Consider the following 25,812-nt stretch of genomic DNA (forward strand, 5'->3'; position numbering starts at 1 on the left):
CGGCTGCCCTTGCGGTCTCGGCCGGGGGGGCCGGCGCCCCCCCAGGTGGGGGTCGTGCCTCAGTCACATCAAAAAGACTTTTTTGTTGTGGTTGGCCCCCCCCCCACGCCCGGCCAAGCCCAGCGCCCAGTAAGGCCGCCTCTCACGGACCGAGCCACCGGACGCACGAGGCCGGGGGCAGGACCAAGGTCCCGAGCGCCCAGGTCGGCGAGGATTCGCCGCGCACCCAGTGCTAGCGTCGATGTGTGTCCGCTTCGCCCGTCCTCCTGCGCCGTCTCGGCATCGCCGGCGTCTGCCTGGCGAGCCTGGCGCTGTGCTGCGGGCTCGCGTGGTGGCAGTGGGAGCGGTTCTCCTCGGCCAGCGGGACGTTCCAGAACCTCGGTTACGTCCTGCAGTGGCCGCTGTTCGGGCTGTTCCCCGCGTTCATGTTCTGGCGGATCCGCAAGCTCCGCCGTCAAGCCGCCGAGGCCGGCACCCAGGACACGGTGGCCGAGACCGCCGTCCCCGAGGTGCCCGCCCCGCGGCAGAGGCGTGCCCCGGCACCGCCGCCCCCCGAGGACGACGAGCTCGCCGCGTACAACAAGTACCTTCGCGAACTCAACGCCCGCGACAAGTAGTCCCCAGAGAGGTTCGAGACCCTATGACCACCCGAACTGACGACGCCGCCCCGGCCCGCCCGGTCTCGCTGGGCGGACCGCTGATCCGGTTCCGCGTCGCGGCGTACGCCACCGGTGTGGCCCTGCTCGGGCTGGTCGTCGAAATGCTCCTGCAGTACGTCTTCCGCGTGGAACTTCCCCAGTTCGTGAAGATGATCCCCATGGTCCACGGCGGGCTCTACCTGATCTACCTGCTGCTCGCGGTCGACCTCGCGATCAAGGCCCGCTGGTCGATGAAGGGCACCCTCCTCGTGCTGATCGCCGGCTGCATCCCGTTCTTCTCGTTCGTGATGGAGCGCAAGGTCACGCACAAGGTCCAGGCGGGCGTCAAGCTCTAGGCGCGGCGCCGGAAGGTCAGCGCCACCAGGAAGGACACCGCCGTCACGACGGCCGCGGCGGTGAAGGCCGCGGTCATCCCGGCGACCGTGGTCTCCGCCGCGCTTCCCGACGGGGTCCGCGTCGCCGTGCCGAACACGGTGATCAGGATCGCCAGCCCCAGTGTCGCCCCGACCTGCTGCAACGTCTGCAGCGCGCCGCCCGCGGCACCCGCGTCGCCGGTGGGCACCGTCGCCATGATGATCACGCTGAGCGGGGAGAACGCCAGCCCGGCGCCCACGCCCATCAGCAGCATCGGCCCGAGCAGATGCGAGAAGTAGCCGCTGTCCGTCGTCAGGGTGGTCAGCCAGACGACCCCGCCGGTCATCAGCGCGGTCCCGGTCAGCGCGAGCGGTTTCGGCCCAAACCGGGGGAGCAGCTTCGGGATCAGCCTGCTGAGCAGGAACATGCAGACCGCCATCGGCAGGAACGCGAAGCCGGTCTCCAGCGCGGCGAAACCCGCGATGTCCTGCAGGAACTGGGTCAGGAAGAAGAACATCGACATCATCGCCATCGGCCCGAGGAAGAAGTTGACGTAGGCCGCGGCGCGGTCGCGTTCGGCGAACAGGCGCAGGGGGATCAGCGGTTCGCGGACCCTCGTCTCGATGATGAGGAACGCGGTCAGCAGCGCCAGCCCGGCGGCGAGGCTGCCGAGGGTGATCGTGTCGCCCCAGCCGTGCGAAGCGGCGTGGGTGAAGGCGAACACGAGCGAGCCGACGCCGAGGGTGCCGGTGAACGCGCCGGGAAGGTCCAGCCGGGCGCGCCGCCGGGGAGGATCGGCGACGTACCGGGAAGCGAGCAGCACGATCGCGAGCCCGAACGGGACGTTGATGTACAGCGCCGCCCGCCACGAGATCCATTCGGTGAGGAGCCCGCCGAGCAGCAGGCCGATCGCGAAACCACTGCTGGACATCGCCGAGAACAACGCCAGCGCGCGCACTCGCGCCTTGGCTTCGGTGAACGTGCTGGTGATCAGCGCGAGCGTGCTCGGCCCGGCGAGCGCGGCGCCGACGCCCTGCGCGACCCGGGCGGCGATCAGCAGCTCCGCCGAACCGGCGAGGCCGCCGAGCAGGGAGGCGGCGGTGAACACGGCCGTGCCGACGACGAACGTCCGACGGCGGCCGAACAGGTCGCCCGCCCGGCCGCCGAGGAGCAGCAAGCCACCGAAGACCAGGCTGTACGCGGTCATCACCCAGGACAGGCCAGTATCGGTGAAGCCGAGTTCGGACTGGATGCGGGGGAGCGCGACGTTCATCACCGTCGCGTCGAGGATGAGCATGAGCTGGCAGGTCAGGATGATCGGGAGGACCAGCCGGTGCGGAGGTGGCGGGGTCCCCGCCGTCTCCGGCCTTGGCTCGGCACGCAGGGTTCGCTCGGTCAAGGAATACTCCGAAGACGTAACGAGATGAAGCGGAGAGACTCTCCACTTGTGGTCGTGAGGGATGATATGGAGACAGTCTCCGCTTACGCAAGCGAATTCGGAGAACGTCTCCGTTTTCGTCGCCCGAGGAGGTGCAGATGGTCACGGCCGATCCGGCCCGCCCCATGCGCGCGGACGCGCGGCGCAACTACGAGCGCATCGTGGCCGTGGCGAAGGAGGCGTTCACCGCCGACGGCGTGGACGTCCCCGCCGACGACATCGCCAAACGCGCCGGCGTCGGCGCGGGCACGTTGTACCGGCACTTCCCGACCCGCGACAAGCTGATCGAGGCCGTCTACCGCGACGAGATCGACGGGCTGGCCCAGCAGGCGTACGACCTGCTCGACGAATTGCCGCCGGGGAAGGCGCTCGAGACGTGGCTGGCCACGCACGTCATCTACGTGGTCGAGAAACACGGGCTCGCGATGACGCTGAAGGCGTCGGTCGACGCGGGCTCCGAAGTCTTCGGCTGGTGTCAGGCACGGTTGCGGGCCGCGGCCGACACGATCGTGAAGGCGGCTCAGGACGAGGGCGTGCTCCGGCCGGACGTCACGGGCGTCGACATCCTGCGACTGGGCCACGGACTGGGTTCGGCCGCGAGCAAGGCTTCGGAGGAGGACACGAAACGGCTTCTCGCGATCGTGCTGGACGGCCTGCGGGTGCCGTGAGCGATCTGGCTCGTGAGTGGTAAGGACGGTTCTAACCGTCCTTACCACTCACGAGGTCAGGCGGCGCCGGGGTTCTGCTGGGTGTTGGGCTTGGCCGGGTTGCGAAAGCCACTTTCGCAACGTTGAAGGTTGCGAAAGTGGCTTTCGCAACGTCGGCAGTGGCCGGGCCCGCCACCGTCCCGGTGAGCACCGGCTCAAGACCCTCAGGCCTTCACGGACCGGATCTGGGATCAACGGCGGCTGGAAGCCAGTACGGTCAGAACCGTCCTCACCACTCACGAGAGGCTCAGGAGCCGATCCCGGTGAGGGACCGCACCTCCATCTCCGCGTGCTTGACCGGATCGGCCTTCGACCGGCCGACGAACGTGCCCACGAACCCGCACAGGAACGAGAACGGGATCGACACCAGTCCCGGGTTCTTCAGCGGGAACCAGTGGAAGTCCACGCTCTTGATGATCGAGTCCGCGGCCCCGGACATCACCGGCGAGAAGAACACGAGCACCAGGCTGGCGATCAGCCCGCCGTAGATGCCCCACAGGGTGCCGGTGGTGTTGAAGCGTTTCCAGAACAGCGAGTACAGCAGCGTCGAGAGGTTCGCCGACGCCGCGACGGCGAACGCCAGCGCCACCAGGAACGCGATGTTCTGCCCGTTCGCCAGGATGCCGCCCACGATCGCGAAGGCCCCGACGGCGACCGCGGTCAGCCGGGCGACCCGGACCTCGGCGGCCGGTTCCGCTTTGCCGCGCTTGAAGATGTTCGCGTACACGTCGTGCGCGAAGGACGCCGAAGCGGTGATCGTCAGCCCGGCGACGACGGCGAGGATGGTCGCGAAGGCCACCGCCGAGACGATGCCGAGCAGGACCGTGCCGCCGATGTTCAGCGCGAGCAGCGGCGCCGCCGAGTTCTCCCCGCCGGGCGCGTTCTTGATCGCCTCCGGGCCGACCAGCGCGGCCGCGCCGAAGCCGATGACCAGCGTGCAGAGGTAGAAGATCGTCATGCACGCGGTCGCCCACACCACCGAGCGCCGCGCCTCGCGCGAATTCGGCACCGTGTAGAAGCGCATCAGCACGTGGGGGAGCGCGGCGGCGCCGAGGACCAGCGCCAGCGCCAGCGAGACGAAGTCGAGCTTCGTGACCTCGCTCGTGCCGTACGAGCCGCCCGGCTCCAGCAGTTCGTCACCGAGCGGGCTGTTGTCGGCGGCGGCCGCGAGCAGGTTCGAGAAGCTGAAACCGAACTTGCCGAACAGGAACACGGTGATCAGCGCGCCGGTCAGCAGCAGGATCGTCGCCTTGATGATCTGCACCCACGTGGTGCCCTTCATCCCGCCGACCAGCACGTACAGCACCATGATGACGCCGACGACGCCGATCACCAGCGCCTGGCCGATACCGCCGTGGATGTCCAGCAGCAGTGCCACCAGCCCACCGGCGCCCGCCATCTGCGCGAGCATGTAGAAGAAGGAGATCACCAGGGTCGACGTCGCCGCCGCGGCGCGGACCGGGCGCTGCTTCATCCGGAAGCTCAGCACGTCGCCCATGGTGAAGCGGCCGGTGTTGCGCAGCAGCTCCGCGATCAGCAGCAGATCGACCATCCACGCGACGAGGAACCCGATCGAGTACAGGAAGCCGTCGTAGCCGTGGACCGCGATCGCCCCGGCGATACCGAGGAACGACGCCGCCGAGAGGAAGTCACCCGAAAGCGCGATGCCGTTCTGCCGCCCGGTGAAGGCGCTGCCCGCGGCGTAGTAGTCCGAAGTGGACGAGTTGCGGGTGCTGACGCGGTAGACCACGAACAGGGTGATCGCGACGAAGAGCGCGAACACCGCGATGTTCAGCACCGGGTCGTTGTCGGGGATGCTCATCGCTCACCCGCCCCGACGGAGGCCCGCAGTGCTTCGACCTTGGGGTCGAGCCGCTTCTTCGCGAACTTCAGGTAGGCGATCGTGATCAGGATCGTGCTGGCGAACTGGCCGAGCCCGAGCAGCATGCCGACGTTGACCTCGCCCCACACCTTCCGGCTCATGAAGTCGTGCGCGTAGGCCGCCAGCAGCACGAACGTCATGTACCAGGTGAAGAACAGCAGGCTCATCGGGAACACGAACCGGCGGAAGGTCTTGCGCAGCGCGACGAACTCCTTGCCGTGCTGGATCCGGTCGAAGTCCGGGCCGGTGGCGCGCGGCGGCGGGGGAGCGGGCAGGCGCTCGCGGACGAACAGCGCGGGCATCTGCCCGGTGTCCTCCAGGGCGTTGCTCGCCGCGTAGGGACGCGCGACGTCGGGCATGGGTTCCTCCGGGGCTTGCATCCGTGGCGCGGTACGGGGAGCGCACATACTAACTACGGCTTCACCCGGTCTGAATAGGCGACCCCGGTTCCGCGAAGGCGTGAGCCGGTATTCGGTTTTACCTTCCATTGGTGTTTCCCGGAAATCGTTTCGGCCGGAATGAACGGGCTTTATCACTCGTCATAGTGAGCGAAGTTGTCACGCGCGGTCGTCGCCCGAACGGCCCACTGCGGCAAACGATGGACGATGACCACGCTCTGTCCCTCATTTTGGTGACAGATCGTAGTTTCGCTACCCGGGAACGACGGGTTCCGATACCGTGCCCGCCATCCCGGCGCGGGGAAGATCCCCCGCTTCACCGGGCGTCTCGAAAGAAATCACCATGTCGGGCGACATCGAACCGGCTCGGGGGGCAAGGCCACAACATCGGGCACATATTTGGGCTTGACCCACCCGTTGGGGGCACGGAAAGTAGTTCGACCGGGCGACGTGGCTACCCTGCGTAGGCTGATCGGGTGATTAGGGGACCCTGTGTATCCGCGCAACCCGTAACCGGAATTCCCTCGATTGTGACGCGCGGACGGTTTTCCGGCCCCGTGGATCGTTCGGGTACACGCTTTTCGCTGGTCAGCACCCGTGTGCTGAACGGAATTGACGGCACCCGGATTGGTGTACGATTCTTTGGCCCGGCTGACCCGCAGTGATCGATTGGCAAAGAAAAGTTGATCTCGACGACCATGCACTTCGCAGGTTGCGACCTGCACGTGCAGGTGCAAGAACTCCCGAGGCGGACCGGTGTACCCAGGGACACTCGGGACACCCGGATCGCCGGGCGGGTTCCCCCACGTCGCGATCGATCACGCGGTCAGACCGGGGCCGAGTTCCCCGCAGGCTCCTACCTCGCGGGAACGGGCGCCTCAGACCGTGCCAGGACGCCGGACAGGGAGTCACCTACGTGACCGTTGCAGGAGAAGGCCAAGTGCCGGTCGGGGAGCTGCTGGGACGCACTCCCCGGCCATCTCGGTGGGCCACCGGCTGGCGCACGCTCGTGCGCTGGCGGGACTGGAGCCTGCCGGTGAAGCTGTCGGCCGTGACGCTGGTGCCGATCCTCATCGCGCTCGCGCTGGGCATCGCCACCATCGCCGGCCAGGTCGGCCGGTCCGACGGCTACCAGCGGCTGGACCGTCTCGTCGCGCTGAGCGGGCATATCCGCACCCTCGCCGACGGCCTCGGCCGCGAACGCACCCAGTCCGCCGCGGGGCTGACCGCCGGCACCGTCGGCGGGACCCTGGAGCTCGCTTCGGCGCGCGCCGACGTCGACACCGCCATCCCGCTCTACGGCGCCGCCGCGTCCCGGGCCGTGGAGAACGAGCCGTCGCTCCGTCAGGCGCGTGAAGCGGCGGCCGCCCAGCTCGACCGGCTTCCCGACATCCGGCAGCGGGCCTCCTCCGGGCAGCTCGACCCCGTGCAGGCGATCGGTGAGTACACCGACGTCACCACCGCGCTGCTCGCCCTCGACACCGCACTGGCGGCCGGTGCCGGCCAGGACGTCCTCGGTGGCACCCCCACGGCGTTGCACGACCTCGCCATGATGAAGGAGCAGCTGTCGCTCAGCCAGGCTCTGGTCTCCTTCGGCATCGCCCGGTCGAGCCTCGCGCCGAGCGAGCTCGACCAGCTGCGCACCGCCGAACTCCGGCTGGCCGACCGCCTCACCGACTTCCGTGCCGCCGCTTCGGAACAGCAGCGCGCGGAGTTCGGCGCCGCCGTCACCGACCAGGCGATGGAAAACCGTGACAGGCTCGCGAAAACCGCCCTCGGCGAACAGGGAACCCCGTCGGCGCAGGCGTTCCGCTCGCTGTCCGCGCAGGGTTGGACCGACGCCTCGACCGCGGTGATCGGCAAGGTCGGCGAGGTCGCGAACAAATTCGGCGCCGAGACGAGCGCGGTCTCGGCCGAACTGGTCGACGACGCCAGCAGCGGCGCGGGTCTGCTCGCGGTCCTGCTGTTCGGTGCGATGGTGCTCGCCGTCGCCGTCGTCTTCCTCATCACGCGCCAGCTGCTGCGCTCGCTGAAGGTACTGCGCGCCAGCGCCCTCGACGTCGCGGAGAAGCAGCTGCCCGACGCGGTCCGCAACATCCAGGAGGGTCGCTCGCAGGGCACCGACGTGCGGCCGGTCCCGGTCGGCGGCGACGACGAGATCGGCGAGGTCGCCAGGGCCTTCGACAAGGTGCACCACCAGGCCCTGCGCCTGGCCACCGAGCAGGCCTCGATGCGGACCGGCTACAGCAACGTTTTCGTCAACCTCTCCCGCCGCAGCCAGAGCCTCGTGCAGCGGCAGTTGCAGCTGATCGAACGGCTGGAGCGCGACGAGGAGGACGCCGACCAGCTCGCCACGCTGTTCCAGCTGGACCACCTCGCCACCCGCATGCGCCGCAACAACGAGAACCTGATGGTCCTCTCCGGCGCCGAGCCGGGCAGGCGCTCGGGGCAGCCGGTCTCCGCCACCGACGTGGTGCGCGCGGCGGTGTCCGAGATCGAGCAGTACCAGCGGGTCACCGTGCAGAACCCGCCGCCGGTGCGGCTGGTCGGGTACGCGGCCAACGACCTGATGCGCCTGATCGCCGAACTGCTGGACAACGCCACGGCCTTCTCCGCCCCGGAAACGCAGGTGACGGTGGCGACGAGGCTCGTCGAAGACGGCTCGTTCGGCATCGACATCCTCGACAAGGGCATCGGCATGAACGAGGCCGAGGTCGCCGAGGCCAACGCCCGGCTCACCGAGGCACCCAACGTCGACCTCACCACTTCGCGCCGGATGGGCCTGTTCGTGGTCGGCCGGCTGGCCAGCAGGCACCGCATCGGGGTCTCGCTGCACGGCGGCAAGGACATCGTCGGCGTGCGGGCCACCGTCTCGGTCCCGGCGGACCTCGTGATGGTCCCGCCGGGGGGAGACCCCGGCCCCGCGACCGGCCCGATCACCCAGCGCCTCGCGCCGCTGCCGCCGCAGCAGCCGGGCGGCCTGCCCCGCCGCCAGCGGGCCACGAACGGTTCGCGCCCGGCGATGCCGGGTGTGCCGTCGCAGGGCGGCGAGCGGTGGCCGTCGGCGAACGACCTGGTAGGCCACACCAAGCCCGCGGTCAACGGGCACGGGCCCAAGGAGCGGCCGCCGTCCGATCTGGAGATCTCCGGAACGGCGCTGTTCAGCCCGATCCCCCAAGACGAGACGACACCGCCGCCCGCGCCGGAACCCCGCCGTCCCGAACCGGAACCCGCCGCCGAACCCGAGCCGGTCGCCGAGGAAGCGGGGAAGCCCGCCCCGGCGGAAGGCGATCTGCCCAGCGGCAAGGAACTGTTCGAGGCCAAGAACACCACCGGGACCACACTGAGCGAATGGTGGAGCCAAGCGGCCCCGCCGCCCGCCCCGGCGGCCCCGTCGCAGCCCACCGCGGCGCCCAAATCGGAGACGACGCCGATCTTCGACGAGATGCTGTCGGCGTGGTTCCGTTCGCCCGCGCCCGCTCCGGAAAAGGCCGCGGACAAGCCCGCGGCCAAGAAGGAGAAGCCAGGGGCGAAGGAACCCGAAGAGCAGAAGACGGCCGAGCCCGCTCCGACCGCCGAGCAGGAGGCGCGCACCTGGGACTTCGCCAGTGACAAGGCCTTCCGCACGGTGCAGGAGGTCTCCCAGCACGCCCCGTCGACGTTCACCGAGGCCGGGTTGCCGCGTCGCCGCAAGGGCGAGCAGCTGCTGCCGGGCAGCGCGGCGTCGTCGGTCCCGGCCGCCGAACCCGCCGCCAAGTCGGAGCTGCCGGTCCGCGATCCGGCGAACGTGCGGGGCAGGCTGAGCAGTTTCCAGCAGGGGGTCAAGCGGGGCCGCAAGGAGGCGGCGGACAAGGCGGCACCGGCGACCGCGCAGCCCACCACCGCTCAGCCGGACACGAAGGCCGACACGAAGCCCGAGCCGTCGAAGGCACCCGAGCCCGCGAAGGCAGCGAAGACATCGGAGACGGCCGAGCGGCCGTCGGCCCCGCCCGCCGCGCTGCCGAGCAGGAAACCGCAGGCAGCGAGCCCGGAACCGGAACCGGCCGCCGCCACCGAGCGGACGGACGCCTGGAACTTCGGCTCCGACGAAGGCTGGAAAGCCGCCCAAGCGGTGTCCCAGTCCGTGCCCTCGCGGACGACTTCGGCAGGATTACCCAGGCGCCGTCGCGGGGAGCAACTGCTCCCGGGCAGCGCGGGACCGCCCGCCGGGGCGGTCACCCCCCGACCACAGCGAGACGCGCACGACGTGCGCGGTCGCCTGAGCAGTTTCCAGCAGGGCATCCAGCGCGGACGGCACCATACAGCCCAGGCGACCGAAGCCAACCACGAAACCCTGGAGGGTGAATGACCTCGCCGAACCCGGCCCAGCCCCAGCAGAACCAGTTCGGGTGGCTGGTGAACGACTTCGCCGAGCGGGTACCCGGAGTGGCGCACGCCGTGGTGGTGTCGGCTGACGGCCTCCTGCTCACCGCGTCCAGCAGGCTCCCGCTGGACCGCGCCGACCAGCTGGCCGCCGTCGCGTCCGGCCTGGTCAGCCTCACCCAGGGTGCCGCGCGGTGCTTCGAGGCCGGCGCGGTCAACGAGACCGTCGTCGAGATGGAACTCGGCATCATGGTGCTGATGTCCATCAGCGACGGCTCCTGCCTGGCCATCCTCGCCGCCCCGAACTGCGACATCGGACAGGTCGCCTACGAGATGACGATGCTCGTCGATCGCGTCGGCCAGATCCTCACCCCGGAACTTCGCGCGCAATTGCAGGGCGCCGGTGGGTCGCTGATCGGCGAACCGGTGGGATGATGTCCCGATGAGCACCGGGTCCGGATCCTTCGGCGAACCGCCGGGGACGGGTGAACACCAGCCTCCGCACGCGGGGGCTACCCATGCTGCCGGTTCAGGCGACGACGGCACCTTCGCCGACGTCCTGAACGGCTTCACCCTGGATTCGGGACGTGGTCGTCGGAAGCGCAAGAAGAACAAGCACCCTCAGGATTCCCGGGCGGGCGGAGCATCCGCCACCGGGGAATCGGCAGTCCCGCAGCCGACCGATCAAGGAGACCGCGTGACCTCACTTGCTTCTCCACCCGACAGCGGCGCAGGCGCCGTCGGGCCGAGACCAGGTGGTCTTTTCGACCCGGGTCCACCCAGTGGCGAGTTCATCATGCCCGCCGTCTTCGAGCAGGCGCCGTCGCCGCTCGAGGAGACGGCGATCGTCCGTCCCTATGCCCTCACCGGGGGCCGGACCAAGGCGAACTACGCTCTCGAGCTGGAGACCCTCATCTCCACCAAGGACCACGTCGACTCGGGTAGCCTCCCCGCGATCGCCGCGGACCAGATCGAGTGCGTTTCGATCATCGAGGAGTGCCGCACCCCGCGTTCGGTCGCCGAGATCGCGGCGACCCTGCGCGTACCGCTGGGTGTGGCACGCGTGCTGATCAGCGACGCGGCGGACGCGGGGCTGGTCAGCGTGCACAAGACGATTTCGGGCAATGACGGCGCCGAGGCACATCTGGTGTTGATGGAAAGGGTTTTGAGTGGACTCCGTCGGCTTTAAGGCACCGCGGGAAACCGCGCCCCCGACCATGACATCCGCGAAGATCGTCGTGGCGGGTGGCTTCGGTGCGGGTAAGACGACCTTCGTCGGTTCGGTGTCGGAGATCGTCCCGCTCACCACCGAGGCGATGATGACGGACGCCAGTCGGGGGATCGACAACCTCGACCAGACGCCCAACAAATCGACCACCACGGTCGCGATGGACTTCGGCCGGGTCTCCCTGGACGCGGACCTGATCCTCTACCTGTTCGGCACGCCCGGGCAGCAGCGGTTCTGGTTCATGTGGGACGACCTCGTCCGCGGCGCGATCGGCGCCGTGGTGCTGGCCGACACGCGACGGCTGGCCGACTCGTTCGCGCCGATCGACTTCTTCGAGGACCGGGGCCTGCCCTACATCGTCGGGGTGAACACCTTCGACGGCATCCTCGAACACGACATCAACGACGTGCGTGAAGCGCTGTCGATCGACCCCAACATCCCGATCGTCCGCTGCGACGCCCGGGAACGGGAGTCGACGAAGCAGACGCTGATCACGCTGGTCGAGTACGCGATGCGGCAGTGGATCGCCTTGCGGGCGAGCAACGCGAGGTGAACCTGACGGCGGCAGCGTAGGGGCTGCCGCCCAGGGATTCACTTCGCTTCGTAAGTCAGCAGTACCGCGCGCCCGTCCAACGTCCGGGTGCCGGTCAGTCGCAGGTCCGTGCGCACGCCGCCGCCGAACACCTGCTTGCCGCCGCCGAGCACCACCGGGTGCACGACGACGTGGAACTCGTCGACCAGGCCGTGGTCGGCGACCGCGGTGGCCAGTTCGGCCCCGCCCATCAGCAGCAGATCCTTGCCGGGCCTGTCCTTGAGTCCGGCCACGCGTGCGGCGAGGTCGCCGCCGATCACCTCGGTGTTCCAGTCCGCCTCTTCCAGTGTCCGGGAGAAGACGATCTTCGGCGTCTTCCGCCAGATCGGCGCGTACTCGAGATCGTGCGGGTGGTCCGAGATCTCCTCCGCCCGCGGCCAGTACGACGACATCATGTCCCAGACCCGCCGTCCGTAGACGAGGGTGTCGGCGCGGTCGGTGAGCTCCTGCGAGTGGGCGGACAGCTCCGGGCCCATCTCGGCCCAATCGAACTCGCCGTCCGGGCCTTCGATGCGGCCGTCGAGCGAGGTGTGGACGGCGTAGACGAGCTTGCGCATGGCTTGATCCCTCCGGTGTGGCGCCCGCCTTCCGGGCGCCGGACACCGAGGGGTCGGAGCGGCCGCTGGGTTCTCGACATGCCCTCACGCATTTAAGTCCTCTGGATGCGCCCAGGGCGCATCCAGAGGACTAAATGCGGCAGGACTCAGTACTCGTCGTGCCGTTTCCACCAGTGCCCGGGGCCGTCGGTTCCGCGGCCGGACTCCTCCCAGGCTTCCTGCCGCCCGAGCGGCGTCAGGTCGAGGTATCGCAGCGTCCCCACCAGCTGGTCCCCGCCGCGACCGGTGGTGAAGTACGTCCGGAACACGTCGTCACCGTCGCGCAGGAAGACGCTGATGCCGAACCCGCCGTCGATGCCGCAGTCCGGGTTGAAGCCGCCGACGGTCGAGACCCAGGGGACGGTCCAGCCCATCCGCTCCTTGTAGCGCTCGATCTCGGGCAGTGTCGCCGGCGCGACCACGTACAGCGTGGTGTCGCGGGCGTGCAGGTGGGCGAGGTGGCCGATGTTGTCCACGAGCATCGAGCAGCCGGGGCAGCCCGCCTTCTGCCCGGGGGCGAGCATGAAGTGGTAGACGATCAGCTGACGGCGTCCCTCGAACAGGTCGAGGAGGGTGACCCTGCCCTGGGGCCCGTCGAACTCGTAGCCGCTGCCGAAGCGCACCATCGGCAGCCGTCGCCGCTCGGCGGCGATCGCGTCCGCGGCGCGGGTGAGCTCCTTTTCCTTGGCCAGCAACGCGTCCCGGGCGATCTGCCATTCGCCGGCCGAGACGACTTCCGGCAGGGCGACGGTCTCAGTCATTTCGTTCGCCTTTCCTCAGTTCCGCGAGATGTTCTTCCATGCGGTCGAACCCGCCTTCCCAGAAGCGCCGGTAGCGCTCGACCCACTCGGAGACGTCGCCGAGCGGCGCGGCCTCCAGCCGGCAGGGCCGCCATTGCGCGGTCCGGCTCCGGCTGATCAAGCCCGCGCGCTCGAGGACCTTGAGATGTTTGGAGATGGCTTGGAGGCTGACCGGAAAGGGTTCGGCCAGCTCGTTGACGCTGGCCTCGCCGGTGGCCAGCCGGGCGAGGATCGCCCGCCGGGTGGGGTCCGCCAAGGCGGCGAACGTGGCGCTGAGCTGATCAGTGGTCATCGCTGCTCAATCAATCGGTTGTTTAACCCTTGGGTTGAATATACTGGTGCGAGTCGATCTGTCAAGGACGAGTGAGAGCGCCATCACGCGAGTGGATGGGTTTAAAACAGTAGGAAGTCCAAGTATTTTGGAGGGATGAGCAGCGACCTGCACCGGCCCGTGAACCCCGTTCGTTTCGTGACGGCGTCGAGCCTCTTCGACGGGCACGACGCGTCCATCAACATCATGCGGCGCATCCTGCAGTCGCAGGGCGCGGAGGTGGTGCACCTCGGGCACAACCGGTCGGTCGACGAGGTCGCCACCGCGGCCATCGCCGAGGACGTCCAGGGCGTGGCCATCAGCGCCTACCAGGGCGGGCACGTCGAGTACTTCAGCTACCTGGTCGAGCTGCTCAACGAGCGCGGCGCGGGGCATATCAAGGTGTTCGGCGGCGGTGGCGGGGTCATCGTCCGCGAGGAGATCGACCTGCTGCACTCGCGGGGTGTGGCGCGGATCTTCTCCCCGGAAGACGGCTACGAGATGGGCCTCCCGGGCATGATCAACCTGATGATCAAGGCCTGCGACACCGACCTGTCCGCGCAGTCGCCCGGCTCGCTCGACAAACTGCTTTCGGGTGACATCCCGGCGCTGTCCCGGGTCATCACGCAGCTTCAGCGTGAGGCGCTGCCGCAGGACTCGCTCGACAAGATCACCGAGGCCGCCAAGTCGCGGACGGTACCGGTCCTCGGCATCACCGGGACGGGTGGTTCCGGCAAGTCTTCGCTCACCGACGAGCTGATCCGCCGGTTCCGGCTGGACCAGGAGGACAAGCTCCGCATCGCCGTGCTCGCCGTCGACCCGTCGCGCCGCAAGGGCGGGGGAGCGCTGCTCGGCGACCGCATCCGGATGAACTGCCTCGACGGCAGCCCGGTCTACTTCCGTTCCCTCGCCACGCGGACCACCAGCGGCGAGATCCCCACCGGGCTCTCCGAGTCCATCCTCGCGTGCAAGGCCGCCGGGTTCGACCTGGTGATCGTCGAGACGCCCGGTATCGGCCAGGGCGACGCCGGCATCGTCGACTACGTGGACCAGTCGCTGTACGTCATGACGCCGGAGTTCGGCGCGGCGTCGCAGCTGGAGAAGATCGACATGCTCGACTTCGCCGACGCGGTGGCGATCAACAAGTTCGAGCGCCGCGGGGCCGAAGACGCCCGTCGCGACGTCGCGCGCCAGCTCGTGCGCAACCGCGAGGCGTTCAGCTCCTCTCCCGAGGACATGCCGGTCTACGGCACCAGCGCCGCGAAGTTCAACGACGACGGCGTCACCGCGCTCTACCAGCACCTGCGCGACACTCTCGCCGAGCGCGGCCTGACCGTTTCGGCCGGGGTGCTCCCGAAGGTCGAGGGCAAGGTGTCCACCGACGCCAGCACGATCATCCCGGCCAACCGGACGCGCTACCTCGCGGAGATCTCGGAGACCGTCCGCGGCTACCACGCCAAGACCGAGCAGCAGGTCGCCGCGCTGCGCAAACGCGAGCACCTCGCCGCCGCCAAGGAGGCGCTGGCCGCCGTCGACGCGAGCACCGACGCGCTCGACGGCCTGCTCGCCGCCGCCGAGTCCGATGTGGACGGTGAGTCGGCGAATCTGCTGGCCCGCTTCCAGGAACTGGCCGAGTCCTACCGTGCCGACGAGCTGGTCGTGAAGATCCGCGACAAGGAACTGCACACCCAGCTCTGGCGCGACACGCTGTCGGGCAACCGGATCCCGCGCGTGGCGCTGCCGCGCTACACCGAATCCGGCGAGTTGCTGTCGTTCCTGCGCCGCGAGCACCTTCCCGGTTACTTCCCTTACACCGCGGGCGTTTTCCCGTTCAAGCGCGAGGGTGAGGACCCGGCGCGCATGTTCGCCGGCGAGGGCGACCCGTTCCGGACCAACAAGCGGTTCAAGCTCCTGTCGGCCGACTCCGACGCGAAGCGCCTTTCGACCGCCTTCGACTCGGTGACGCTGTACGGGCACGACCCGCACACCCGTCCCGACATCTACGGCAAGGTCGGCACCTCGGGCGTCTCCATCGCGACGCTGGAGGACGCGTGCCAGCTTTTTGACGGCTTCGATCTGACTTCGCCGAGCACCTCGGTGTCGATGACGATCAACGGCCCGGCGCCGACGATCCTCGCGTTCTTCCTCAACACCGCGATCGACCAGCGGATGGCGGCGTTCAAGGCCGAACACGGCCGCGAACCCTCCGAAGCCGAGGCCGCCGAACTGCGCGAATGGGCGCTGCGCAACGTCCGCGGTACCGTGCAGGCGGACATCCTCAAGGAGGACCAGGGGCAGAACACCTGCATCTTCTCCACCGAGTTCAGCCTGCGCATGATGGCCGACATCCAGGAATGGTTCATCGAGCACGGCGTCCGGAACTTCTACTCGGTGTCGATCTCCGGCTATCACATCGCCGAGGCCGGGGCGAACCCGATCTCGCAGCTGGCGTTCACCCTGTCGAACGGTTTCACCTACGTCGAGAGCTATCTCGCGCGCGGGATGAACATCGACGACTTCGCGCCGAACCTGTCGTTCTTCTTCTCCAACGGCATGGACGCCGAGTACTCGGTGCTGGGCCGGGTCGCTCGCCGGATCTGGGCGGTCGCGATGCGGGAGCGCTACGGCGCCGACGAGCGCTCGCAGAAGCTCAAGTACCACGTGCAGACCTCCGGCCGGTCGCTGCACGCGCAGGAGATGAGCTTCAACGACATCCGGACCACGCTGCAGGCGCTGTGCGCGCTGTACGACAACGCGAACTCCCTGCACACCAACGCCTTCGACGAGGCGATCACCACACCGTCGGAGAGCTCGGTGCGGCGGGCGATGGCCATCCAGATGATCATCAACAAGGAATGGGGCCTGTCGAAGAACGAGAACCCGTTGCAGGGCTCGTTCATCATCGACGAGCTGACCGAACTGGTCGAAGAGGCCGTGCTGCTGGAATTCGACCGGATCTCCGAACGCGGCGGCGTGCTGGGCGCGATGGAGACCGGTTACCAGCGCGGCAAGATCCAGGACGAGTCGATCCTCTACGAACGCCAGAAGCACGACGGCACGCTGCCGATCGTCGGCGTCAACACCTTCCGCAACCCGAACGGCGGAGAGAACGACGTCGAGGTGGAACTCGCGCGGGCGACCGAGGACGAGAAGCGCTCGCAGCTGGAGCGGCTCGAGGACTTCCAGCGCAGGCACCAGGCCGAGGCGCAGGTCGCGCTCAAGACGCTGCGCGAGGCCGCGACCCGGGGCGGCAACCTGTTCGGTGTCCTGATGGACGCGGCGCGGGTGTGCTCGCTCGGCCAGATCACCGAGGCGTTCTTCGAGGTGGGCGGGCAGTACCGGCGCAACGTCTAGCGGGCGGGAATATCGCGGGGCGTGTCCGGGTAGTTGCTGGACATGGAGATCGGAATCGCCACCTTCCTCACCGATGAAGGAATCAGGCCGGACGTCCTCGCCGCCGCCGCCGAAGAGCGCGGGTTCAGCTCGCTCCACGTCACCGAGCATTCACATATCCCGGTCAGCCGGGAAACGCCGTACCCGGGCGGCGGCGAACTGCCGCGCGTGTACTACCGGACCCTGGATCCGTTCGTCGCGCTGACGGCGGCGGCCGGGGCCACGTCGAACCTGAAACTGGGTACGGGCGTCGCGTTGCTGCAGCAGCGCGACGTCATCCACACGGCGAAAGAGGTCGCTTCGCTGGATCTGGTCTCGCGGGGCCGGTTCGTCTTCGGCGTGGGCGTCGGCTGGAACCGGGAGGAAATGCGCAATCACGGCACGGATCCGCGCACCCGCGGCGCGCTCGTCGACGAGCAACTCGCCGCGCTGAAGGAGATCTGGACGAAGGACGAGGCCGAGTTCCACGGCGAGCACATCGATTTCGATCCGATCTTCGCGTGGCCGAAGCCGGTGCAGAAGCCGCATCCGCCCATCTACATCGGCGGCGCGGGGCAGAAGGCGATGGAACGGATCGCGAAGTACGGCGATGGCTGGATGCTGCACGCGTACACCCCGCCGGAGGAGCTTCGCCGGGCGCGTCAATGGCTGGCGGACCAGGGGCGTAGCGACATCAGGTTCTCCGCCTTCGGTGCCACGCCGGAAGAGGACGCGCTGAGCAGGCTCGCCGAGGGCGGCGTCGACGAGGCGACGCTCTTCCTGCCGACCGAGCCCGAAGCGGCGACACTGGACCGACTCGACCAGTTCGCGAAGGTCGCCGAGAGCTTTCGAAAGGGGCAACAGGCGTGACTGAGGTTCAAATCGGCTTGGCGGCGGCGCTGGAGCAGTTCTCTCCGCGCGAATCGATCCGGCTGGCCGCGTTGGCCGAACAGCACGGATTCTCGGGCCAGATGGCGGCCGACCACTTCCAGCCGTGGGTCCCTCAACAGGGTGAAGCGTCGTTCGTGTGGAGCGTGCTCGCGTCATTGGCGGAGAACACCACCGGCGACCTCGGGCCGGGCGTGACCTGCCCGTCGTTCCGGCTGCACCCGTCGATGGTCGCGCAGGCCGCGGCGACGCTGGAGGCGACCTACCCCGGCCGGACCTGGCTCGGCATCGGCTCCGGCGAAGCGCTCAACGAGCACATCATCGGCGGCTACTGGCCCGAAGCGCCCGAGCGCGTACGGCGGATGTTCGAGGCGCTCGAGATCATCCGGAAGCTGTTCACCGGCAAGGACGTCAAGCACAGCGGCGAGTTCTTCAAGCTGCACACCACCCGGCTGTGGACGCTGCCGGACGAGCCGCCGCCGATCTACATCGCGTCGGCGGGCCCGTACACCTCACGCAAGACCGGTGAGCTCGCGGACGGGCTGATCACGCCGGGCGCGTCGATCGAGAAGCTGGCGGGGATCCTCGACAACTTCGGCACCGGCGCGCGGAAGGCCGGCAAGGATCCGGACTCGATGCCGAAACTGCTGCAGGTGCACCTGTCGTGGGCCGAGGACGACGAGACGGCGTGGGCCAACGCGATGGACCAGTGGCCCAACGGCGGCATGAAGTTCCCGAAGGCCGACATCCGCTCGCCGTTCGACTTCGCGCAGATGGCGAAACTGGTGCGGCGTGAGGACTTCGAGGGCCGCATGGTCGTCTCGTCCGATCCGGACGTGCACCGCGCGGCGCTGCAGAAGTACGTCGACGCCGGGTTCAACCGGATCTACATCCACAACGTGGGCCGGAACCAGGACCAGTTCATCGAGACCTTCGGGCGGGACGTGCTGCCGAAGCTGACCGCCTGACCCGCACTGGCTTCCGGCCGCCGTTGATCCCGGGGGCCGGTCGCGGTCGACGTTGCGAAAGCCACTTTCGCAACCCGGCCAAGCCCAGCACCCAGCAGAGCGCCCGGCACCGAGCGGGTCTGGTCTCGTGAGTGGTAAGGGCGGTTCTAACCGTCCTTACCACTCACGAGGTTTCAGACGTTCTTGTCCAGCAGCAGGTGCACCGACAGCTCCAGCCGGTTCGCGACGTCGGCCGCCGACGCGCGCCGCGTCACCCAGGCGACCAGGTTCGCCATCCAGACGTCGGCGATGACGTGGAAGATGTCGCGATCGGCCTCGGTCGGGTCCTCGATGCCCATGGCCTTGGCGAACATGTTTTCCATCAGCCGCCCGACCTGCTCGACCTCGGCGGCGGCGGTCGTGTCGGCGAACATGAACGCGCGGACCATGGCCTCGGTCAGGTGCGGATCCCGCTGCATCAGCCGGGTGTTGCGGCCGAGGACGAACATCAGCCGCTCGCTCGGGGTGTCGCCGGGGATGGCCGCGCGGTCGAGTTTCTCCTGCGCGCGTTCGAATTCCCTGGCCAGCCCGGAAACCAGCAGGTGGATCTTCGAGGGGAAGTAGCGGTACAGCGTGCCGAGCGCGACGTCCGCCTTCTCGGCGACCGCCCGCATCTGGACCGCGTCGTAACCGCCCTTCGCGGCGAGGGTGAGGGTCGCGTCGATGATGCGGCGCCGCCGGTCGCGTTGTGCCGCGGAGCCGAGTTCCTCGCCGCCCAGCGCGGAGAGACCATTGCCGCTGCGCGCTTTCGCGCTCGTGGGTGCCTTGGCCTTCCCTGGCATCGCCACGTCCCCCTTCGTCGGAACTTGTTCCACTTTCCTCACGTAGCGTACCTAAGCGGACGAACTGTTCAAGACGTGACCCACTGGGCAAGAAACTGTAACACGTTCTACACTCGCGGGTAGGTCCGGCGAGGAGGTCCCACCCGTGTCGATCGCGCTCACCGAAGAACAGGCGGCCCTGGCCGCGTCGATCCGGGCCTGGGCGGCTTCCGCCCATCCCGTCGACGCCGTCCGAAGTGGCCGGATCGCCGAGCTACCACCAGGGCTGGCGGAACTGGGCCTGTTCGGCGTGGCGATTCCCGAAGACGTCGGCGGGGCAGGCGGCACGCTGGCCGATCTGGCCGCCGGCCTCGCCGAAGCGGCCGAAGCGCTCGTGCCTGGTCCGGTCCTCGGGACGGCGCTGGGCGGCGCGTTGCTCGGGACGGTTCCCCAGGCCGCCAAGGAGATCCTGCCCGCTATCGCGGACGGGACGGAACGGCTGGCGGTGGTGCTCGGCGACGGCTTCCGTATCGCGGATTCGGTGGTCGATGGCGAGTCCGGCCCGGCTCTCGACGTTCACCCGTCGGCGTGGACGCTGGTCTCCGACGGCGACGTCTCCGCGCTCGTTCCACCCGGGGCGTCCGGAGTGGACATCGAGCCGGGCGAGCCGTTCGACGTCTCACGGCCGGTCGGCCGGCTCCGGTGCGCGAAGGTGCGGGCCGAAGCGGTTTTCGAGGCACTGCCTGTGGACTCCTATGCCGCCACACTCGGCGCCGCGGAAGCCGCGGGGATCGCACGATGGTGTCTTCAGACCGCCGTCGAGTATGCGAAAGTGCGGGAACAGTTCGGCCGTCCGATCGGGTCGTTCCAGGCGATCAAGCATCTGTGCGCGGAAATGCTGTGCCGGGCCGAAGCCGCCGACGCGCTCGCGTGGGACGCGGCGAGGGCCGCCGAAGACCCGGCGCAGCACTCCCTCGCGGCCGCGACGGCGGCGGCCTACGCGCTCGACGCGGCCGTGGCCAACGCAAAGGACTGCATTCAGGTCCTCGGCGGCATCGGCTTCACCTGGGAGCACGACGCGCACTTCTACCTGCGGCGCGCCGTCGCGCTGCGGCAGTGGCTCGGCGGATCCGCCCGCTGGCGCCGTCGCGCGGCCGGACTCGCGCTGCGCGGCGACCGCCGGACGTTGAGCGTCGACGTCGGCGAAGACGCCGGCCTCCGTGACCTGGTAGGCGAAATCGCCGCCCTGACCGAGCCGGAGCGGCGGGTCGCGCTGGCCGATTCGGGACTGCTGGCCCCGCATTGGCCCGCGCCGTACGGCAGGGGCGCCTCCGCGGCCGAGCAATTGCGGATCGACGCCGCCCTCGCCGACGCGGACCTCCGCCGCCCCGACCTGGTGATCGGCGCCTGGGCGATCCCGACCCTGCTGGAACACGGCTCGGAGGAACAGCGCGAACGGTTCGCCGCGCCCACGTTGCGGGGCGAGATCACCTGGTGCCAGTTGTTCAGCGAACCCGAGGCGGGCTCCGATCTCGCGTCGCTCCGCACGACGGCCCGCCGCGTCGACGGCGGATGGCTGCTGAACGGCCAGAAAGTGTGGACGTCGCTCGCGCGCGAAGCCGATTGGGCGATCTGCCTGGCGCGCACCGATCCGGACGCGCCGAAGCACAAGGGGATCACCTACTTCCTCGTCGACATGACCGCGGACGGGATCAGCACGCGCCCGCTGCGCGAGATCACCGGCGACGCCGTCTTCAACGAGGTGTTCCTCGACGACGTCTTCGTCCCGGACGAGATGGTGGTCGGGGAGGTCGACGGTGGCTGGCGGCTGGCGCGGACGACGCTGGCGAACGAGCGCGTGGCCCTCGGAAGCGGATCAGCGGTGGGGGAGGGCGTCGAGAATCTGCTCGCCACGCTCGGCGATGACGCCGACCGGGAGCGGCTCGGCGCGCTGATCGCCGACGGTAGCGCGTGTTCGGTCCTGGACTTGCGGGCGACGCTGCGGCGGCTCGACGGGCAGGACCCGGGCGCCGAGTCGAGTGTGCGCAAGCTGCTGGGCGTGCGGCATCGGCAGGCGGTGGCGGAGTTCGCGCTGGAGGCTTTGGCGGAGAACGCTCTCGTGGACGGTGACCCGGCGCAGCACGAGTTCCTGCTGACCCGGTGCCTCAGTATCGCGGGCGGGACGACGCAGGTGCTGCTGTCGCTGACCGCGGAACGGTTGCTGGGGCTGCCTCGGTCCTGAAAGTCCCTGTCACGCCCTTTACACGTGCCATGAAAGGTCCCTTCCTCGCAAAATCTGCCAGGAACGGACCGTTCACAGCCCCGCCGCCCGGGGGATGTCGGTCCCGTGCTCTAACGTGCGGGGCGTGGAGTTCGGCACAGGAACCCAGGCCACCTTCGTCCCCTCGGATCCCCCTCGGGACGGTGTGCTGGCGCTCTGGGGAGACGGCGTAGCGGGTGACACCGCGATCGAACTCGTGCTGCCGGTGGGGAAGGTCTTCCGGCGCACGAAGGTCGACGCGGCGCTCGTCCCGTTGTCGCGCGCGATTCCGCGGTTGCTCACCGCGGACGGCGACCTGAGCCCGGCCATCGCCGCGTGGTCGGCCGTCGCCGAAGCCGGGGTGAACCTCATCGCCCGCGGGAGGCTGCTGCCCGCTGCCTCACCCGGCGGGGTGGATTCGTGGCGGGTCGGGCCGCTCGACGTCGCCGACGAGGAGATGCTGCGCGGGCTCGCCGCCGCGCTGCCTCCCGAGGCGCACGCGCTGCCGTTGTCCGGGCTGAAGCGGATCCGGCTGCATTCGCCGGAGTCGTTGATCCGCGCGCTCTGGGACGCGACGGCGGACGTGCTGGTCCGCACGCCCGCCGCGAGCGTCGCGGCGGGCGGTCCGGCGTTCGCCGCGGCCGAGCCGACGCTGGTCGGGCCGGACGGTGCCGCCTGGCTGGCGGAGCTGAGCGCCCGGCAGGCGCAGGGCGCGCATCTGGTCCTGCGCATGGAGGTCAATGAGCCCGAGGACCCTGAAGAAGAGCCCACGTTCGAGGCTGTCCTGGCCGTGCGGAGCGCCGCCGATCCGAGCCTGATCGTCGAGGCGGCGACGTTGTGGGACGCGCCCGAAGCCGTGCTGGAGCGGATGGGCGAGCAGGTCGAGACACAGTTGCTGCTCGGCCTGCGCCGGGGTGCCAGGGCATGGGCTCCGCTGGGCCGCATGCTCCGGTCCGCCGCGCCGACCGGGCTGACGCTGGAGTACGACGAGGTCGTCGACCTGCTGACGCACGGGGACGCGGCGCTCGGTGGCGCCGGCATCGAGGTGCAGTGGCCGAAGGACCTTTTCGCGGGCGAGCTCAAGGCGAAGGCGAGTGCGACACAGGTCCCCGGCAGTGTCACCGGGCCCGAGTTCACGCTCAAGAGCCTGCTGCAGTTCCGCTGGCGGCTGAGCCTCGGCGACGAAGACCTCACCGACGCCGAGGTCACCGCGCTCGCCGAGGCGAAACGGCCCCTGGTGCGGCTGCGGGGCAAGTGGGTCAAGGTCGACGCGCGTCTGCTGGCCAAGGTGCGCGCCCACCGCGCGAAGAAGCTGTCCGGAGCCGAGGCGCTGGCCGCGGCGCTCACCGGCGAACTGGAGCTGGACGGCGAAAAGGTCGAGTTCACCGCGCCGTCGGCGGTGACGGGGCTGCTCCAGCGAATCCGTGAGAGCGCCGCGGAGCCGATCGAGCAGCCCGCGGACCTGAAGGCCACCCTGCGGCCGTATCAGAAGGCGGGCCTGGCTTGGCTCGCGACGATGACCGGGCTCGGTCTCGGCGCCTGCCTCGCCGACGACATGGGGCTCGGCAAGACGATCCAGCTCATCTCCCTGCACCTGCACCGCCGTCCCCTCGGCGAGGGCCCCACCCTCGTCCTGTGCCCGACGTCGTTGCTGGGCAACTGGGAACGCGAGTTCGCCCGGTTCGCGCCGGACATCCCGGTACGCCGGTTCCACGGTGGCGGGCGGCATCTCGACGAGGTCGCGCCCGACGAGGTCGTGCTCGCCACGTACGGCGTCCTCCGGCGGGATCGCGAAACACTGTCCGAAGTGGACTGGGGGATGATCGCCGCCGACGAGGCGCAGCACGTCAAGAATCCGCTTTCGGTCACGGCCAAGGAGCTTCGGAAGATCCCCGCCGCCGCGAAGGTCGCCCTGACCGGGACACCGATGGAGAACCGGCTGACCGAGCTGTGGTCCATTGTGGACTGGACGACGCCGGGCCTGCTCGGCTCGCTCGACGGGTTCCGCCGCAAGGTCGCCCGCCCGATCGAGCGCGACCGGGACGTCGCCGCCACCGAACGCCTCGCTACGACCGTGCGCCCGTTCCTGTTGCGCCGCAAGAAGACCGACCCGGACATCGCCCCCGAACTGCCGCGCAAGACCGAAACCGACCGGTTCGTCCCGCTCACCGCCGAGCAGACGACGCTGTACGAGGCCGTGGTCCGGGAGAACCTCGCGATGATCCGCGAGCTGGACGGCGTGGCCCGGCGCGGACAGGTGCTCAAACTGCTCACCGAGCTCAAGCAGATCTGCAACCACCCGGCGCAGTACCTCAAGGAGCCCGGGGTGCTGCACGGCCGGTCCGGCAAGCTGGCCGCGTTCGAAGAGCTGCTCGACGTCATCCTCGACGAGGGCGACAGCGTGCTCGTGTTCAGCCAGTACGTCCAGTTGTGCCGTCTGCTGGAGAAACGCCTCGCCGAACGCGGGCTGCCGACGATGCTCCTGTCCGGGTCGAGCACGCCCAAGGTCCGGGAGGACATGGTCGCCCGGTTCCAGGCCGGCGAGGTGCCGGTGTTCTTGCTCTCGCTCAAGGCGGGCGGTGTCGGGCTCAACCTGACCAAGGCCACCCACGTGATCCACTACGACCGCTGGTGGAACCCGGCGGTCGAGGACCAGGCCACCGACCGCGCGTACCGGATCGGGCAGGACCGGCCGGTCCAGGTGCACCGGCTGATCGCCGAGGGCACGCTCGAGGAGCGGATCGCGAAGGTGCTGGAGACCAAACGCGGGCTGGCGGACGCGGTCATCGGCGCGGGCGAGAACTGGATCACCGAACTGTCCGACGACGAACTCGCCGACCTCGTCCGGCTCGGGGAGCCCTGATGCCCGGCGTGACAGGACGGAAACGGCGCACCTTCGGCAACACGTGGTGGGGCAAGGCGTGGGTCGAGGCCTTGGAGGAGCGCGCCAAACTCGATCCGAACCGGTTGCCGCGCGGGCGGACGTACGCGCGCAAGGGCACGGTCAGCAAGCTCGCGGTCGGCGCGGGCGAGGTGACGGCCTGGGTACAGGGCAGCCGGGCGGTGCCGTACCGGGTGACCATCCACATGCGGGCGTTCACCGGATCGCAGTGGGAGAGCCTGCTCGGCATGGTCGGCTCCCGGCTCGGCCACGTCGCGGCCCTCCTCGACGGCGAGCTGCCCGGCGAACTGGCCGAGGACGCGCGAGCCGCCGGCGCGGATCTGCTGCCGGGTCCCGGAGATCTGCGCCCGAAGTGCTCCTGTCCCGACAGTGCGAACCCGTGCAAGCACGTCGCCGCGGTGTACTACCTGGTCGCGGACGAGGTGGACGCTGATCCGTTCGTGCTGTTCCTGCTGCGCGGCAGGCCGAGGGAGGCCGTGCTCGCGGAACTGCGGTCCCGCCGCGCCCCCGCGACCGCGCCGGGCAAACGGGTACGTGCCCCCGCCGCGCCCGGCGTGGACCCGAAACGCGCGTACTCCCGGCGGATCGCCGCGCTCCCACCGCGGCCGGCCGTCCCGGCCACGGTCGGGCCGCCCGCGGTCCTCGACGTCGATCCGCCGCACCGCACCGGCTGGAGCGGCGAGATGTTCGTCGAACTGGCGGCCGACGCCGCCGCCAGGGCCTGGGAGCTGCTGGTCATGGGGCCCGAGCGCGAGGTGGAGCCGTCATTCGAGGAAGACCTCGCGCGCCGCGCGGCGGCGAGCGACCCCGATGTGGTCGCCGAACTCGCCGAGGCCGCCGGGGTCCCGGTGCGGGATCTGGCTCTTTGGGCACAGGCCTGGCGTGAGGCGGGAAGGGGTGGGATGGCGGTGGTCCGCGAGGCGTGGCGGCCCGGGCAGGCACCGCTCGCCCAGGCCAGGGCGGATCTGGCCGAATCGGGGCTGCCGGGGACGCCGAAGACCTGGCGGAACCGGATCACCCAGGGCGACCTGCAACTGCGCTACGGCCGGGACGAACGGTGGTACCGCTTCGTGCGCGAAGGCGAGGGCTGGCGGGTCGACGGCCCGTCCTCCGCCCGCCCGACGGACGTGATCTACCCGCCCTGACCTCCCGTCGCGTGAGTGGCAAGGACGGTTCTATCGAGGGTTATCAATAAGTCAAAGGTGGCGTGTCGCGAAAGCCACTTTCGCGACGTCTGGTGTCCCGAAAGTGGCTTTCGCGCCGCCCCGCGGAGGGCGGTGGGGCGCCCAGGGGGCC

Annotated in this window: 20 protein-coding genes; 13 read left to right on the plus strand and 7 right to left on the minus strand. The window is 69.4% G+C overall.

The window, feature by feature from the left end; genetic code table 11:
- Nucleotides 1-245 precede the first annotated feature (245 nt).
- Both ACZ3HL_RS04445 and ACZ3HL_RS04450 read left to right on the plus strand, forming a co-directional pair.
- Nucleotides 246-617: a hypothetical protein gene (locus ACZ3HL_RS04445; RefSeq protein ID WP_465412078.1), complete on the plus strand. Its 372-nt coding sequence runs from the start codon at nucleotides 246-248 to the stop codon at nucleotides 615-617.
- Nucleotides 618-640: 23 nt separating this feature from the next.
- Nucleotides 641-994, plus strand: coding sequence for a DUF3817 domain-containing protein (locus ACZ3HL_RS04450; protein ID WP_034322453.1), 354 nt, complete (start codon nucleotides 641-643; stop codon nucleotides 992-994).
- Here the strand turns inward: ACZ3HL_RS04450 and ACZ3HL_RS04455 are convergent.
- On the minus strand, nucleotides 991-2,412 hold the full coding sequence (locus tag ACZ3HL_RS04455; RefSeq protein ID WP_465528739.1) for an MFS transporter: 1,422 nt from the start codon (nucleotides 2,410-2,412) through the stop codon (nucleotides 991-993). The genes ACZ3HL_RS04450 and ACZ3HL_RS04455 overlap by 4 nt on opposite strands.
- A gap of 137 nt (nucleotides 2,413-2,549) precedes the next feature.
- Between ACZ3HL_RS04455 and ACZ3HL_RS04460 the strand changes: the two genes are divergently transcribed.
- Nucleotides 2,550-3,119: a TetR/AcrR family transcriptional regulator gene (locus tag ACZ3HL_RS04460; protein WP_465412080.1), complete on the plus strand. Its 570-nt coding sequence runs from the start codon at nucleotides 2,550-2,552 to the stop codon at nucleotides 3,117-3,119.
- Nucleotides 3,120-3,405: 286 nt separating this feature from the next.
- Here ACZ3HL_RS04460 and ACZ3HL_RS04465 read toward each other — a convergent pair whose 3' ends face one another.
- Together ACZ3HL_RS04465 and ACZ3HL_RS04470 are read right to left on the minus strand one after the other, a co-directional pair.
- Nucleotides 3,406-4,980, minus strand: a complete 1,575-nt coding sequence (locus ACZ3HL_RS04465; protein WP_465412081.1) for a solute symporter family protein — start codon at nucleotides 4,978-4,980, stop codon at nucleotides 3,406-3,408.
- Nucleotides 4,977-5,399, minus strand: coding sequence for a DUF485 domain-containing protein (locus ACZ3HL_RS04470; RefSeq protein WP_465412082.1), 423 nt, complete (start codon nucleotides 5,397-5,399; stop codon nucleotides 4,977-4,979). Before ACZ3HL_RS04470 ends, ACZ3HL_RS04465 begins: the two co-directional genes overlap by 4 nt.
- 979 nt (nucleotides 5,400-6,378) lie before the next feature.
- On the opposite strand from ACZ3HL_RS04470, the gene ACZ3HL_RS04475 reads away from it, so the two are divergent.
- From ACZ3HL_RS04475 to ACZ3HL_RS04490, 4 genes are read left to right on the plus strand one after another with little or no spacing between them, the layout of a single operon-like run.
- On the plus strand, nucleotides 6,379-9,786 hold the full coding sequence (locus tag ACZ3HL_RS04475; protein ID WP_465529105.1) for a sensor histidine kinase: 3,408 nt from the start codon (nucleotides 6,379-6,381) through the stop codon (nucleotides 9,784-9,786).
- Nucleotides 9,783-10,235, plus strand: coding sequence for a roadblock/LC7 domain-containing protein (locus ACZ3HL_RS04480; RefSeq protein ID WP_005166055.1), 453 nt, complete (start codon nucleotides 9,783-9,785; stop codon nucleotides 10,233-10,235). The genes ACZ3HL_RS04475 and ACZ3HL_RS04480 overlap by 4 nt, the downstream gene beginning before the upstream one ends.
- Before the next feature lie 7 nt (nucleotides 10,236-10,242).
- Nucleotides 10,243-10,989 carry a DUF742 domain-containing protein gene (locus tag ACZ3HL_RS04485; RefSeq protein WP_465528741.1) on the plus strand — a complete coding sequence of 249 codons (747 nt, stop codon included), beginning with the start codon at nucleotides 10,243-10,245 and terminating at the stop codon, nucleotides 10,987-10,989.
- A gap of 28 nt (nucleotides 10,990-11,017) precedes the next feature.
- Nucleotides 11,018-11,581, plus strand: coding sequence for a GTP-binding protein (locus tag ACZ3HL_RS04490; protein ID WP_007033694.1), 564 nt, complete (start codon nucleotides 11,018-11,020; stop codon nucleotides 11,579-11,581).
- Between the two features lie 38 nt (nucleotides 11,582-11,619).
- Here the strand turns inward: ACZ3HL_RS04490 and ACZ3HL_RS04495 are convergent, their stop codons facing one another.
- The 3 genes from ACZ3HL_RS04495 to ACZ3HL_RS04505 all read right to left on the minus strand — a co-directional run bounded on the left by ACZ3HL_RS04495 (nucleotide 11,620) and on the right by ACZ3HL_RS04505 (nucleotide 13,308).
- On the minus strand, nucleotides 11,620-12,177 hold the full coding sequence (locus tag ACZ3HL_RS04495; protein ID WP_465412084.1) for a dihydrofolate reductase family protein: 558 nt from the start codon (nucleotides 12,175-12,177) through the stop codon (nucleotides 11,620-11,622).
- 146 nt (nucleotides 12,178-12,323) lie between these two features.
- On the minus strand, nucleotides 12,324-12,977 hold the full coding sequence (locus ACZ3HL_RS04500; RefSeq protein ID WP_465528743.1) for a DUF899 domain-containing protein: 654 nt from the start codon (nucleotides 12,975-12,977) through the stop codon (nucleotides 12,324-12,326).
- A complete protein-coding gene (locus tag ACZ3HL_RS04505; protein WP_125675475.1) occupies nucleotides 12,970-13,308 on the minus strand; it encodes an ArsR/SmtB family transcription factor in 339 nt (112 codons plus the stop codon). Before ACZ3HL_RS04505 ends, ACZ3HL_RS04500 begins: the two co-directional genes overlap by 8 nt.
- A gap of 135 nt (nucleotides 13,309-13,443) precedes the next feature.
- On the opposite strand from ACZ3HL_RS04505, the gene icmF reads away from it, so the two are divergent.
- Genes icmF through ACZ3HL_RS04520 form a run of 3 tightly spaced genes read left to right on the plus strand, consistent with a single transcriptional unit; the run spans nucleotide 13,444 to nucleotide 18,554 of the window.
- Complete coding sequence (gene icmF / locus ACZ3HL_RS04510) at nucleotides 13,444-16,680, plus strand: fused isobutyryl-CoA mutase/GTPase IcmF (protein ID WP_465528745.1); 3,237 nt, start codon at nucleotides 13,444-13,446, stop codon at nucleotides 16,678-16,680.
- A gap of 42 nt (nucleotides 16,681-16,722) precedes the next feature.
- Nucleotides 16,723-17,568, plus strand: a complete 846-nt coding sequence (locus ACZ3HL_RS04515; RefSeq protein WP_465412087.1) for an LLM class F420-dependent oxidoreductase — start codon at nucleotides 16,723-16,725, stop codon at nucleotides 17,566-17,568.
- Nucleotides 17,565-18,554, plus strand: a complete 990-nt coding sequence (locus tag ACZ3HL_RS04520; protein WP_465412088.1) for a TIGR03557 family F420-dependent LLM class oxidoreductase — start codon at nucleotides 17,565-17,567, stop codon at nucleotides 18,552-18,554. The genes ACZ3HL_RS04515 and ACZ3HL_RS04520 overlap by 4 nt, the downstream gene beginning before the upstream one ends.
- Before the next feature lie 173 nt (nucleotides 18,555-18,727).
- Here ACZ3HL_RS04520 and kstR read toward each other — a convergent pair whose 3' ends face one another.
- Entirely contained in the window at nucleotides 18,728-19,375 is a 648-nt protein-coding gene (gene kstR / locus ACZ3HL_RS04525) for a cholesterol catabolism transcriptional regulator KstR (RefSeq protein ID WP_038523880.1), read from the minus strand.
- Between the two features lie 145 nt (nucleotides 19,376-19,520).
- Between kstR and ACZ3HL_RS04530 the strand changes: the two genes are divergently transcribed.
- The 3 genes from ACZ3HL_RS04530 (at nucleotide 19,521) to ACZ3HL_RS04540 (ending at nucleotide 25,661) form a co-directional block, all read left to right on the plus strand.
- A complete protein-coding gene (locus tag ACZ3HL_RS04530) occupies nucleotides 19,521-21,596 on the plus strand; it encodes an acyl-CoA dehydrogenase family protein (RefSeq protein ID WP_465528747.1) in 2,076 nt (691 codons plus the stop codon).
- Nucleotides 21,597-21,690: 94 nt separating this feature from the next.
- A complete protein-coding gene (locus ACZ3HL_RS04535; RefSeq protein WP_465528749.1) occupies nucleotides 21,691-24,477 on the plus strand; it encodes a DEAD/DEAH box helicase in 2,787 nt (928 codons plus the stop codon).
- The gene (locus ACZ3HL_RS04540; RefSeq protein WP_465528751.1) at nucleotides 24,477-25,661 is read left to right on the plus strand and encodes an SWIM zinc finger family protein; all 1,185 of its coding nucleotides are present in this window, start codon (nucleotides 24,477-24,479) and stop codon (nucleotides 25,659-25,661) included. Before ACZ3HL_RS04535 ends, ACZ3HL_RS04540 begins: the two co-directional genes overlap by 1 nt.
- Nucleotides 25,662-25,812 lie beyond the last annotated feature (151 nt).

The organism is Amycolatopsis sp. NPDC000009 (assembly GCF_055563465.1).